The 12,953-nt window shown below is 65.3% G+C and carries 12 protein-coding genes; 8 read left to right on the forward strand and 4 right to left on the reverse strand.

Translation table 11 applies throughout. From position 1 onward, the window contains the following. The first annotated feature begins 130 nt into the window (after positions 1-130). The 4 genes from R5O87_RS13290 to R5O87_RS13305 all read left to right on the forward strand — a co-directional run bounded on the left by R5O87_RS13290 (position 131) and on the right by R5O87_RS13305 (position 5,543). Positions 131-2,071 carry a primary-amine oxidase gene (locus tag R5O87_RS13290; protein ID WP_462836304.1) on the forward strand — a complete coding sequence of 647 codons (1,941 nt, stop codon included), beginning with the start codon at positions 131-133 and terminating at the stop codon, positions 2,069-2,071. A 126-nt stretch (positions 2,072-2,197) separates the two neighbouring features. Then, a complete protein-coding gene (locus tag R5O87_RS13295; RefSeq protein ID WP_410557375.1) occupies positions 2,198-2,851 on the forward strand; it encodes a DUF5134 domain-containing protein in 654 nt (217 codons plus the stop codon). A gap of 188 nt (positions 2,852-3,039) precedes the next feature. After that, positions 3,040-4,509, forward strand: coding sequence for a glyceraldehyde-3-phosphate dehydrogenase (locus R5O87_RS13300; protein WP_462836305.1), 1,470 nt, complete (start codon positions 3,040-3,042; stop codon positions 4,507-4,509). Positions 4,510-4,517: 8 nt separating this feature from the next. Next, positions 4,518-5,543: a 6-phosphofructokinase gene (locus tag R5O87_RS13305; RefSeq protein WP_410557373.1), complete on the forward strand. Its 1,026-nt coding sequence runs from the start codon at positions 4,518-4,520 to the stop codon at positions 5,541-5,543. A 48-nt stretch (positions 5,544-5,591) separates the two neighbouring features. Here R5O87_RS13305 and R5O87_RS13310 read toward each other — a convergent pair whose 3' ends face one another. Then, on the reverse strand, positions 5,592-5,963 hold the full coding sequence (locus R5O87_RS13310; protein ID WP_410557372.1) for a MarR family winged helix-turn-helix transcriptional regulator: 372 nt from the start codon (positions 5,961-5,963) through the stop codon (positions 5,592-5,594). Between the two features lie 44 nt (positions 5,964-6,007). Between R5O87_RS13310 and R5O87_RS13315 the strand changes: the two genes are divergently transcribed. The 4 genes from R5O87_RS13315 (at position 6,008) to R5O87_RS13330 (ending at position 10,905) form a co-directional block, all read left to right on the forward strand. Beyond that, positions 6,008-7,060, forward strand: a complete 1,053-nt coding sequence (locus R5O87_RS13315) for an LLM class flavin-dependent oxidoreductase (RefSeq protein WP_410557371.1) — start codon at positions 6,008-6,010, stop codon at positions 7,058-7,060. Positions 7,061-7,227: 167 nt separating this feature from the next. Continuing rightward, positions 7,228-7,821 (forward strand): histidine phosphatase family protein, encoded by a 594-nt coding sequence (locus tag R5O87_RS13320; protein WP_410557369.1) that lies wholly within the window; start codon positions 7,228-7,230, stop codon positions 7,819-7,821. A gap of 213 nt (positions 7,822-8,034) precedes the next feature. Beyond that, positions 8,035-8,658: a hypothetical protein gene (locus tag R5O87_RS13325; RefSeq protein WP_410557368.1), complete on the forward strand. Its 624-nt coding sequence runs from the start codon at positions 8,035-8,037 to the stop codon at positions 8,656-8,658. Positions 8,659-8,745: 87 nt separating this feature from the next. Further along, positions 8,746-10,905: a transglycosylase domain-containing protein gene (locus R5O87_RS13330; RefSeq protein ID WP_410557367.1), complete on the forward strand. Its 2,160-nt coding sequence runs from the start codon at positions 8,746-8,748 to the stop codon at positions 10,903-10,905. A gap of 23 nt (positions 10,906-10,928) precedes the next feature. Here the strand turns inward: R5O87_RS13330 and R5O87_RS13335 are convergent, their stop codons facing one another. The 3 genes from R5O87_RS13335 to R5O87_RS13345 form a co-directional block, all read right to left on the reverse strand. Next, positions 10,929-11,660, reverse strand: coding sequence for an ANTAR domain-containing protein (locus R5O87_RS13335; protein WP_410557366.1), 732 nt, complete (start codon positions 11,658-11,660; stop codon positions 10,929-10,931). Positions 11,661-11,722: 62 nt separating this feature from the next. Next, entirely contained in the window at positions 11,723-12,070 is a 348-nt protein-coding gene (locus R5O87_RS13340; RefSeq protein WP_410557365.1) for a DUF3846 domain-containing protein, read from the reverse strand. Between the two features lie 77 nt (positions 12,071-12,147). Then, complete coding sequence (locus R5O87_RS13345) at positions 12,148-12,939, reverse strand: DeoR/GlpR family DNA-binding transcription regulator (RefSeq protein WP_410557364.1); 792 nt, start codon at positions 12,937-12,939, stop codon at positions 12,148-12,150. Positions 12,940-12,953 lie beyond the last annotated feature (14 nt).

Below are 12,953 nucleotides of genomic sequence, written 5' to 3' on the forward strand. Positions count from 1 at the left end.
TTTCTACACGGACGGAATTTATGTGGCCGGCATCACATTGGAGGGTTCGGAGCAGAGCCTGGCCGGCCCCCTGAAAGCAACACCACGTAGGCATCCTCTTCCTGTTTGGGACTTATCAAGGAGTAAAAGCATGACTCTTGACATTGAAACTTCAACTGTTGTGGGTGTTTCGCACCCGTTGGATCCGTTGTCGCGAGGGGAGATTTCCCGTGCGGTGGCGGTGTTGAAGGAGGGCCCTGCTGCGGCGGAGTCGTTCCGTTTTATCAGCGTTGAGCTGCGGGAGCCGTCCAAGGAGGACCTGCGCAATGGTGTGCGGGTGGTCCGTGAGGCGGACGCTGTGCTGGTGGACCGTGCCGCGGCGCGTGCGTTCGAGGCTGTGGTGAACCTGGAGACCGGCACGGTGGAGTCGTGGGTTCAGCTGGCGGAGAATGTCCAGCCGCCGTTCATGCTGGATGAGTTCGCCGAGTGCGAGGAAGCGTGCCGGAAAGACCCGAACGTGATCGCTGCGTTGGCCAAGCGTGGCCTGACGGATCTGGACCTGGTGTGCTTCGAGCCGTGGAGCGTGGGGTATTTCGGTGAGGACAACGAGGGCCGGCGCCTGATGCGTGCCCTGGTCTTCGTCCGGGACGAGGCCGATGACAGCCCGTACGCGCACCCGATCGAGAACTTCATTGTCTTCTATGACCTGAACGCCGGCGAGGTCGTCAAGCTCGAGGACGACCAGGCGATCCCGGTCCCGGCCGCGCGCGGCAACTACCTGCCCAAGTACGTCGGCCCGGCCCGCACGGACCTGAAGCCGATCGAGATCACCCAGCCCGAGGGCGCCTCGTTCCAGGTCACCGGGAACCATGTGCAGTGGGCCGACTGGTCCTTCCGGGTCGGGTTCACCCCGCGTGAGGGCCTGGTCCTGCACCAGCTCAAGTTCAAGGACCAGGGCGTGGAACGCCCGGTCATCAACCGCGCCTCGCTCTCGGAAATGGTCGTCCCGTACGGTGACACCGCCCCGGTCCAGGCGAAGAAGAACGCGTTCGATTCCGGTGAGTACAACATCGGCAACATGGCCAACTCCCTGACCCTGGGCTGTGACTGCCTGGGCGAGATCAAGTACTTCGACGGCAACAGCGTGGACTCCCACGGCAACCCGTGGACCATCGAGAACGCGATCTGCATGCACGAGGAAGACGACTCGATCCTGTGGAAGCACTTCGACTTCCGCGAAGGGACCGCCGAGACCCGCCGGAACCGCAAGCTCGTGATCTCCTTCATCGCCACGGTCGCGAACTACGAATACGCCTTCTACTGGCACCTCTTCCTCGACGGGTCCATCGAGTTCCTCGTCAAAGCCACCGGCATCCTCTCCACCGCCGGCCAGGCCCCCGGTGAGAAGAGCCCGTACGGGCAGTCCCTGAACAACGACGGCCTCTACGCCCCCATCCACCAGCACATGTTCAACGTCCGGATGGACTTCGAAATCGACGGACCCAACAACGCCGTCTACGAAGTCGACATGGAATACCCCGAGCACAACCCGACCCACACCGCGTTCAAGGCCGTGGACCGGCTCCTGGAAACCGAGCAGGCAGCGATCCGCAAGACCGACTCAGCCAAACACCGCTTCTGGAAGATCGTCAACCACGACTCCAAAAACATCGTCGACGAACCCGTCGCCTACCGGCTCATCCCCACCGACGGGATCCAGCTCGCCGCCGGCGACGAGTCCTACGTCTCCAAACGCGCCCAGTTCGCCCGGAACAACCTCTGGGTCACCGCCTACGACCGGACCGAACGCTTCGCCGCCGGCGAATACCCCAACCAGGCCACCGGCGCCGACGACGGACTGCACATCTGGACCCAGAAAGACCGCAACATCGTCGATCAGGACCTCGTCGTCTGGTACACCTTCGGCATGCACCACGTCGTCCGCCTCGAAGACTGGCCCGTCATGCCCCGCCAGAACATCGGCTTCATGCTCGAACCCCACGGCTTCTTCAACCAAAACCCCACCCTCAACCTCCCCACCGAAACCCGAACCACCAACGGCGGACACTGCTCCACCAGCAACGGACACTAACCACACACACGCTCCGCAAAACCAAGAGCCGAAGAACAACCAGCACCACCAAACGGGTCCCCGATGCTGCCCACGGGCAGCACCGGGGACCTACCCCTTTCCCCACCCAAAAAGGGCGTGATCCGCGTGTTCCACCTCCCCGCAATGACCTGGACCCTCACCGCCGTCCTCCTCGCCGGCACCACCTACCACCTCTGGCAGGCATTACGATCCGGCCACGTCACCGACCGGGTCAACAACACCCTGCACGCCCTCATGAACACCCTGATGGCAGCCATGCTCTGGAACCTGGCCCCCACCACACTCCTCGCCCAAATCGGCCTCCTCGCCGGCGCCGCCCTCTGGTTCATCATCCAGGCCGTCGCCCGCCCCGAATACAAACTCCTCTGCGCCGGCACCCAAGGCCGAATCAAATGCGCCTACCACGCCCTCACGATGACCGGCGCAGCCCTCATGATCACCACCATGACCCACCCCGCCAGCGGAGCACCCATGCAGATGCCCATGGACCACGCCAGCCACCACGCCATCACCACCACACCCCACACCCCAGCAACAACAGGAACAGCAACAACCGCACCGGCACTCGGCCCAACCCCTGGCCTCCTGCTCACCCTCCTCTTCGCCACCGCCGCCCTGATCTTCCTCATCCTCCTGCTCCGCAACCGCACAACCACCACCAACCACCACGGGTCCAAACGCCCCTCCACCCGCACAGAACACGCCCTCGAAACCCTCAGCGCCACCACCATGGCCCTCATGTTCGCCACCACCGCATAACCCGGCCACCCTACCCAAAAGGGTCGTAAAAACCATCCTGAATTAGCGTTTCCCCTACCCAAAGATGGCGGGACGATGGATATCAAGCCCCTCTCAGACCATCTCAGGAGCTGAAGCTAAGAACAGACCCACCCCTTTGGAAAGGCAGCCCGATGCTAAAAACCTCAGATTCTTGTCTTGATGCCTGGATGGGCCGGGAGGCCCTCGCCGAGGCCATGATCCCGGTGATCGGCCGGCTCTACCGCGAAAACAACGTGGTGACGAGCATCCATGGCCGCAGCCTGATCAACAAGTCCACCATGAGCATCCTGAAGGCCCACCGTTTCGCGCGCCGCATCAGCAAGGACGAGCTGCCCCTGGAGGAGACGGCGCCGCTGCTGAACACGCTGGCACAGCTGGACCTGGGTGCCGCTGCCATCGACATTGCCCGCCTGAACCAGAAGTTCAAGTCCGACGGCGGGGGCATGGTTTTGGAGGAATTCCTCCGTGCCGAACTGGCTGAGGTAGTGGGCAAGGGCGGGGCTGGCAGCCGCGCCAGCACCGACGTCGTGCTCTACGGCTTTGGCCGCATCGGCCGCCTGGTGGCGCGGCTCCTGATCGAACAGGCCGGCGGCGGCCACGGCCTGCGGTTGCGTGCCATCGTGGTCCGGCGCGGCTCCGACAACGACCTCACCAAGCGTGCCAGCCTGCTGCGCCGCGACTCGGTGCACGGCTCCTTCGAGGGGACCATCCGGGTGGACACCGAGGCCAACACCATCACGGCCAACGGCGTGCAGATCCAGGTCATCTACTCGGACAACCCCGCCACCATCGACTACACGGCCTACGGCATCAAGGATGCCATCCTGGTGGACAACACCGGCCGCTGGCGCGACGCCGAGGGCCTCGGCCAGCACCTGCTGAGCAAGGGCATTGCCCGGGTCCTGCTGACCGCACCGGGCAAGGGCGACCTGAAGAACATCGTGCACGGCATCAACCACCGTGACATCACCGACTCGGACCGGATCGTGACGGCGGCCTCCTGCACCACCAATGCCATCACCCCGGTCCTGCAGGCCCTCAACGACAGGTACGGCGTGGTCCACGGCCACGTCGAGACGGTCCACTCGTTCACCAACGACCAGAACCTGATCGACAACTTCCACAAGGGCGACCGCCGCGGCCGCTCCGCCGCGCTGAACATGGTGATCACCGAGACCGGTGCCGCCAAGGCCGTGGCCAAGGCGCTGCCCGAACTGCAGGGCAAGCTCACCGGCAGCTCCATCCGGGTCCCCACCCCGGACGTGTCCATGGCCATCCTGAACCTCAACCTGGAACGCGGCACCACCAAGGACGAGGTCAACAACTACCTCCGCGGGATGGCGCTGCACTCGGACCTGCGCAAGCAGATCGACTACATCGACTCCCCCGAGGTGGTCTCCACCGACTTCGTGGGCTCGCGCCACGCCGGCATCGTTGACGGCCTCGCCACCATCTCCAACGACAAGAACCTGGTGCTCTACGTCTGGTACGACAACGAGTTCGGCTACAGCTGCCAGGTGGTCCGCGTTCTGGAGGAAATGGCCGGCGTGAACCGGCCGTCGTTCCCCGCCGCGGATGTCGTTGAGGAGGCCATGTCGGTGCTTGCCGCCGTGGAATCGGCCACTCCTGCGATTTGAGCCGAAACATGAAGATCGGAATCCTCACCAGCGGGGGCGACTGTCCCGGCCTGAATGCGGTGATCCGCGGCGCCGTCCTCAAGGGCATCGCGGTTCACGGCCATGAGTTCGTCGGTTTCCGCGACGGGTGGCGCGGCGTAGTGGAGGGTGACGTCATCGATCTACCCCGCACCATGGTCCGGGGCATCGCCAAGCAGGGCGGCACCATCCTTGGCACGTCCCGGACCAACCCGTTCGAGAACGGCGGCGGCCCTGAGGTCATCAAGGCCCACATGGACCGGCTGGGCATCGACGCCATCATCGCCATCGGCGGTGAGGGGACCCTCGCCGCCGCCCAGCGCCTCACCGACGCCGGCCTGAAGATCGTCGGCGTCCCCAAGACCGTCGACAACGACCTCGACGCCACGGACTACACGTTCGGCTTCGACACCGCCGTGCAGATCGCCACCGAGGCCATCGACCGGTTGCGGACCACCGGCGAGTCCCACCACCGCTGCATGGTCGCAGAAGTGATGGGCCGCCACGTCGGCTGGATCGCGCTGCACTCCGGCATGGCTGCAGGCGCCCACGCCATCCTCATTCCGGAGCAGAAGGTCAGCGTCGTGCAGATCGCCCAGTGGGTGAAGGAAGCACATGCCCGCGGGCGCGCGCCGCTGGTGGTAGTCGCCGAAGGCTTCATGCCGGAGCACATGGAGACCCCGCACTCCGAACGCGGACTGGACACCTTCGGCAGGCCGCGGCTGGGCGGCATCGCCGACCAGCTGGCCCCGGAAATCGAAGCCCGGACCGGCATCGAAACCCGCGCCACCATCCTGGGCCACATCCAACGCGGCGGCGTCCCGTCCGCCTTCGACCGCGTCCTGGCCACCCGCCTTGGCATGGCCGCCGTCCACCTGGTGGTGGAGGGCCTCTGGGGCACCATGGTGGCCCAGAAGGGAACGGACATCGAGCACGTGGGCTTCAAGGCGGCCCTGGGCCAGCTGAAGGTTGTTCCGCAGAAGCGCTACGACGAAGCCGCGGTCCTGTTCGGCTGAGCCCCTGCCGGTCCCCGGCAGGCCTGGCATCAGGCAGCCCTCAGGGCACTAGTCAGCCCCGGGCTCTAGGGCGATCTCAGCCAGGTGGTGCCGCAGACGCGCTGCCACCCTGCCCGCGGCTTCCAGGTCCTCCGGTGCAAGCGCGTCAATGAAGAGTTGGCGGACCAGCCGCAAATGTGATGCCGAGGAGCTGCGGAAGGTCCTGGCGCCGTCGTCCGTCAGTTCAATTTCAGCACCTCTGCTGTCGGAGCCGGACCGGTGGCGGCGGATAAGTCCCCGCTTTTCCATGCGGCCGAGGTGGTGGGACAGCCGGCTTCGCTCCCATCCGATGCCGTCCGCGAGTACCGAGGAGCGCAGCCGGTGTTCGTCGGCTTCGCTGAGGGCCAGAAGTACGGCGTAGTCACCCGGCGACACGTTCATTGACACGTCAATTAAGTGATTGACATGTCAATTAGAGGAGAGTCGTGAGCGAAGTGATCTTTGGCCTGGACACGTTCGGCGACGTGCCCATGGATGACGCCGGGGCACCCGTGAGCCATGCACGGGCCATCCGGCAGCTGCTGGACGAGGCGGTACTCGCAGACCAGCTCGGCGTCGACGCCTTTACGGTGGGTGAGCACCACCGACCTGAATATTCGGTCTCAGCGCCGGAAACCGTCCTGGCGGGCATGGCGACCCGCACCGAACGGATCCGCCTGGGTTCCGGCGTGACGGTACTCAGCTCCGACGATCCCGTACGGGTCTTTCAGCGGTTCGCCACCGTGGATGCGCTCTCCAGCGGCCGCGCCGAGGTGATCCTGGGCCGCGGTTCCTTCACGGAGTCGTTCCCGCTCTTCGGCTACGACCTCAAGGACTACGACATCCTGTTCGAGGAGAAGATTGAACTCTTCGCCCGGCTCCTCCTCGAAAAGCCCGTGACCTGGAGCGGCACCACGCGCGCTCCCCTGGCGGACGCCGATGTGTACCCCAAAACCGAGAGTGGGCTGAAAACCTGGGTCGGCGTCGGAGGCACGCCGCAATCGGTCGTCCGCACGGCCAGATACGGGTTCCCGCTCATGCTGGCCATCATCGGCGGACAGCCAGAACGGTTCATGCCCTTCATCGACCTCTATCAGCGGGCGGCCGGGGAATTCGGGACCACCGCGTGGCCGGTGGGCATGCACTCCCCCGGGTTCATTGCCGATACCGACGACGAAGCAAAGGAAATCTTCTGGCCCCACTACAAGGTGGTCCGGGACCGCATCGGCGCCCTGCGCGGATGGCCCCCCGTCCGGCGAGAGGAATTCGAGGCAGAGACACGGCACGGCTCGATGTACGTCGGCTCACCCGAGACCGTCGCCAAGAGAATCGCCCGTACGGTCGCCGCCCTCGACGTCGGCCGCTTCGACCTCATCTTCACCTCAGGAGCCCAGCCGATCAGCGCCCGCCTGAAGGCCGTGGAACTCTACGGCAGCAAGGTCGTGCCCCTGGTCCGCGAAATGCTCGCAGACGGCGGACGCTCCAGCACGGCCGCCTGACCGCACCTCAAAGAAGGAACACACCATGAACATCGCCCTCTGGGTCATCACCTCGATCCTCGCACTCCTCTTCCTCGCCGTCCTCGCCGCAGGCGTGGCAGCCGGCCGGTTCGGCCCGTTCGGGCTGTAAGGCGGCGGCTCAAGTCGCCTCCCTGCTGTCGGGCACAATGGAAGGCATGACCCACACGACTTTCGCCCTCATCCGCCACGGCCAGACAGACTGGAACGCGCAGCGCCGGCTGCAGGGGTCCAGCGACATTCCGCTGAACGACGTCGGCCGCGGCCAGGCGCGTGACGCCGTCGCCGTGCTGTCCGGGCAGGAGTGGGACACGGTCGTATCTTCGCCGCTGGGTCGCGCGGCGGAGACCGCGGAACTGATCGCCGCCGGCCTGGGGCTCACAGTGAGCCGCCACGTGCCGGAGCTGACGGAGCGCAGCTTCGGCGACGCCGAGGGACTGCAGGCAGGCCCTGAACTGGAGGCCCTGCGCACCCCGGACGGCTTCCGTGGGGCAGAGAGCGACGACGACGCGGCCTCCCGCGGCCTGGCCGCCCTGGAAGCACTGGCCGAGGAGTTCCGCGGGCGCCGCGTTTTGGTCGTAGCGCGCGGCACGCTCCTCCGCCTGGCCCTCAGCCGCGCCACCGGCAGCACCCTGCAAAGCATCGACAACGCCGTGCTCAACCTGGCCCACCACCACGCCGTCGACGGCTGGCAGCTCGAATACTTCAACGGCGAAAAGGTAGCGGCTGCCTCATTCAGCTGAATGGATTTGCGCTGGCTCTGTCCCCGGCGGCCTGACAGGACTACCTTTCTCCTATGGACCGGGCAGGCAGCAGATGCACCGGGCCGCATGAAGGTTTCTACTCAACGAGGAGTGGGACGGGCCATGAAGCCAAGAACCATCGTATTGGGGATCATCGTTCTGTTGCTGGTCGCTGGCGGGGCGGCATTTTTTTACTTCAATAACCAGAGAAGCATGGCTGCTGACTACAATCCGCAGATCACCCCGGCGGACTTCACGACGAAGATCACCAACAAGTACTTCGCGCTCCCAGTCGGCAAGAAGATGACGTACGGCGCCGGCGACAACAGGATCGAGATCGAGATCCTCAAGGAGACGCGGGTCATTGAGGGCGTCGAAACAGTCATCTACCTGGACAAGGAGTTCAAGAACGGGCAGCTTGTCGAGGAGACCAGGGACTACCTCGCGCAGCACAGGAACGGCGACGTGTGGTACTTCGGCGAGGACGTGAACAACTTCAAGGACGGCCAGTTGAAGGATCACTCCGGCAGCTTCATCCACGGCCAGGACGGGGCAAAGGCCGGCATCTGGATGAAGGCCGAGCAGCGCGTGGGCGACACCTACCGGCAGGAGTATTACCGTGGACATGCCGAGGACATGCGGGACACCATAGCCACGGGCCAGACCGTCACCACGAAAATGGGCACCTTTACGGACTGCGTCAAGGTGGACGACTGGACTCCGCTGGAGTTCAATTCACGGGAACACAAGTACTACTGCCCCAAGGTAAGCTCGCTGGTCCTGATCGAGGAACCGAACGGCAGCCGCTCAGAGCTGACGAATATCGAACTGCCCTGAGCCCGCGGCGTGGCGGCCCCGCTCTGGCCCGGCAGTCACGTAAAGCGTATTCTGTAAGCACGCTTTTTTGGGGTGTGAACCGTGGTGATGGTACGCAAAAGCAAGGCATCGCGATCCCATTCGGCCCTGGCAAGGTTGCTGGGGTTCGTAGTCCTCAGTTGCGTCTGCGGCGCCCTCGTTGCCGCGTACTTCGTTCCCCAGCTTGCCGCCGCCGGCGCAGCCGTGAACGGGTCCCTCAACTTCTACAATGGCCTGCCTTCCGACCTTGCCGTGCGTCCGCCGGCGCAAACCACCAGGATCCTGACATCGGACGGCAAACTGATCGCCTCGTTCTATGAGGAAAACCGGGTACGGGTGCCACTGAAGCAGATGTCGCCGTACATCAAAGACGCCGTAGTGGCGATCGAGGACAGCCGCTTTTACGAACACAGCGGCGTCGACCCCGTGGGTGTCCTGCGCGCACTGGTGAGCAACGTCTCCGGCGGGGGCCGGCAAGGCGCGTCCACCCTGACCCAACAGTACGTCACCAACGTGGCCAACGAAGCCAAAGTAACCTCCGGCCGCGAGGATGAGGTGGTCCTGAGCGGGGAGAAGACCATTGGCGACAAGGTCCGGGAAATGAAGCTCGCCATCGAGCTGGAGAAGAAGTTCACCAAAGACCAGATCCTCGAGGGCTACCTGAACATCGTGTTCTTCAACCGCGGCGCCTACGGCATCGAGGCCGCCGCGCAGCATTTCTACAGCGTTCCGGCCAGCAAGCTCAGCCTCCCGCAGGCCGCGCTGCTGGCAGGGCTCGTCAACAGCCCCAGCCTCTACGATCCCGTGACGAACCCGGAGAACTCACTCAAGCGGCGAAACCTGGTCCTGGACGCCATGCTGGCGCAGGGCAAGATCACGAAGAAGAACCACGACGCCGCGGCCGCCTCCGGCGTCGGCCTGAAAATCCGCAGCTCCAAGCAGGGCTGCGCCGCGGCCACCATCGCCCCTTACTTCTGCGATTACGTGTCCCACCTGATCCTGAACAACCGGGCGTACGGCGCCGACACGGAGGCCCGGGAGCAGAAGCTGTTCCGCGGCGGGCTGACCATCACCACGACTCTGGACAGCCGGCTGCAGGCGGCGGCCCAGGCGCAGGTGGATTCCACCGCCGGGGCCAACCAGGGCAAGTGGGGGGCTTCGCTGCTGACGCTCCAGCCCGGCACCGGCAAGATCCTGTCGATGGCGCAGAACACGGTGTTCCTCCCGCTGCCGGGTAAATTCGACACCCAGCTGAACTTCAACGTGGACGCCAAGGACGCCAACGGCAACGACCTCAACGGTGCGGGCGGATTCCAGCCCGGCTCCACCATGAAGCCGTTCACGTTCGCTGAGTGGCTGCACCAGGGACGGAAGATCACCGAAGAGGTGGACGCCACACGCCGGGAGTACCCCCTGGGGTTCGGCTGGCGGGACTCGTGCGCCAGGGTGGTTGGCGGCTACAGCAGCAGGCAACGCGCCGCCGGCCTCGAAACTGCCGACGATCTGCAGAACGCGTCGGAGGGCTACTACCGGAGGATGCCCGCAAACTACGGGCTGTATAACTCCATCAACACGGCCACCTTCGCCGAAGTCGCGCAGCTGGACATCTGCGGCATCCAGAAGATGGTTGACGCCCTGGGCCTGCACAGCGGGCTGGACGGCTCCGGGATCAACATGCACCAGCTGGGCAACGTGCTCGGTGGAACCGCCGTCTCACCGCTCAACCTTGCCACCGCCTTCGCCACCTTCGCCGCCGACGGCCGCTACTGCGCACCGATGGCCATCCTGCGCGTGACCGACTTCTCCGGGCGGGCGCTGGCCAGCCAGCGGCCGGCGTGCCGGACCGCCGTCGAACCGAATATCGCGCGGGGTGTGAACTCGGTCCTGCAGGACGTGCTCAAAAAGGGTTCAGGCGTCTACATCAACCCCAAAGTCCAGAGCAAGGTCCCCGTGGCGGCCAAGACCGGCACCAACAACAGCAACGGTGCCACCTGGGTTCTGGGCTACACCAGCGGCATCGTCACAGCGTCCTTCTTCGGTGATGCCCTGAACGGCCAGAAACGGCCCGGCAGGAACATCACCATCAACGGCAAACACTATGACCGCATTGACGGCTACATGATCGCCGGGCCGCAGTGGGCCAACTACATGCTGAAGGTGGCAAAGATGTATCCGGCCAAACCGTTCCCCAAACCTCCGGCGTCCATGATCGGGAAGGGCGGCAAGTAGCGCCGCCAGGGCAGGCTGAAGACCTACTCGAAGTGCGTCTCGACACCTGATCCGGAGAGCCTGCCCAGGAGTTCCACGGCCACGTCGCGCAGCTTCTGGTTCCGGTTGCTCGAGACCTTGGCCAGGATGTCCATTGCTTCCTTTTGCGAGCACCTGTTCTGCGCCATGATGACGCCGCAGGCAACGTCGATCGCCGTGCGGCTCTGCATGGCTGCCTCAAGGTTCTGCGCCCTGGCCTGGGCGGACCCGATCCGGACAGACAGGTGCAGGGTACGGCTGGCCAGCTCGCCGAACTCAACCGCCCGCTCGAAGAGCTCGGCAGTGAACAGGCCCGGTGCGGGGCCGAAAAAGTTGATTGCCGCGCTGGCGCCTTCGCCGATGTCCAGGGGAACCCCCAGCGTTGTATATACGCCGTGCTCAGCCAGCTGCTTCTGGTATTCCGGCCACCGTTCGTCCGTGTGGACGTCGTCGAGAAGTTCGGGGGCCATGGTGAACAGCGCCCGGATGCAGGGACCGTCGCCCACAGCCTGCTCGATCCGGTCCAGCTCCACCGCCCGGGGGCTGCTGCCGGCAACAGTGGCGGTGTGCCGGTGCCGCTTCAGGGTCACGGCGCATTCGATGCCGGTACCTGCCAGACCGGTGAGTGTGGATGCGGCAAACGTGGCCAGCCCGTAGAGGAAGCCATCAACGCTTTCGGCGCCTATCAGGATGTCCTGCAGCTGCAGGACGGCCGAATCTTCGCTCGCTTCAGTCATTCCACAATGCTAAACGTCAAAAGGCCCGGTTGTTCGGGGAAGCAAAAAATCAAGCGCGCGTCTCAGGCTGCCTGCGGCGTCCCGAAGAGCTCAGCGGCAAGGCGCAGCAGGTGCTCCGGGATGCTGGTGTCTTTGCCCTTGGCATCACGGCCGACGATGACCGCCGGTCCGCGGGCGGCGCCAGCGAGGTCAAGGCCGCAGTCGTGCATGAGCTGGTCGGCGCGGAGGTTGACCGGCAGGTTGGCCGAGGTCCCCTCGGCGTTGAGATAGAGGTGCCAGTCGCCCCGGGCGACGGACTCGAAGTCGCCCCCGAGCAGGTCCTTCAGGCTGTCCGCCCCTTCCACGGGTACGACCCGGAGGGGTTCGCCCAGGCGGGGCGGGACGATCAAGGCGGTATGTGCAGTGTTCATTTTCGGTCACTCTTAATAACAACTGCCGGCAATAACAACTGCCGGCACGCCGGTGTTCCCGTCAGACCGGCGTTTCCCTACGCCGAGGCCTGCTGCCCGGCCTGGACCGGCACCAGCTGCACCTGCACACCGGTCTCCTTGAACAGCGCCACCTGGCCCGGGTCTGCGCCGGAATCGGTCACCAGGGTCCACGGCAGGGCGAGCTTCGCCCAGGCGTGGAAGGGGCGCTTCCCCAGCTTGCCGGAGTCGGCCAGGACGTAAACCGCGTCGCCGCGCCGGGCCATGAGCTCCTTCAGCCGGGTCTGGGCGTGGTCCGCCTCGCAGAGACCGTCGTCGGCGGTGACGGCGTCCGCGCCCAGGAACACCCGGTCAAAGCTCATGCGCTCCAGGGCAGCCTCGGCGAGGGGGCCGACGAACGTCTGGCTGACGCCGCGCAGCCGGCCGCCGAGGCAGTCCACCTGGATGCCTGGCGAGTCGGCGAGCTCCTGCAGGGTGTTGATTCCCGGCGTGGTGACCGACAGGTTTTCCCGGCCGCGCAGGGCGTGCGCCAAGGCACCCACGGTGGAACCGCCGTCGAGCAGGATATTCTCGCCGTCCTTGACCTCGGCGGCGGCCCAGGCCGCGATGGCGTGCTTCTGTTCGTACGCCTCGCCGGTCCGCTGCCGCAGCGACGGTTCGGGGTGCGCGCCGAGCGCCACGGCCCCGCCGTAGGTCCGGGCCAGCTTCCCTTCCTCGTTCAGGACGGCGAGGTCCCGCCGGATGGTGGAGGCGGTGACGAGGAAATGACGCGACAGCTCCTCCACAGACGCCAGCCCGGTGGTGACGGCGAGGTGGTAGATCTCTTCGCGCCTGGCTTTGGCGGTGGTCATCTGTGGCTCTCCTT

Origin of the sequence: Arthrobacter globiformis (assembly GCF_046536215.2) — a bacterium.
GTDB lineage: Bacteria > Actinomycetota > Actinomycetes > Actinomycetales > Micrococcaceae > Arthrobacter > Arthrobacter globiformis_E.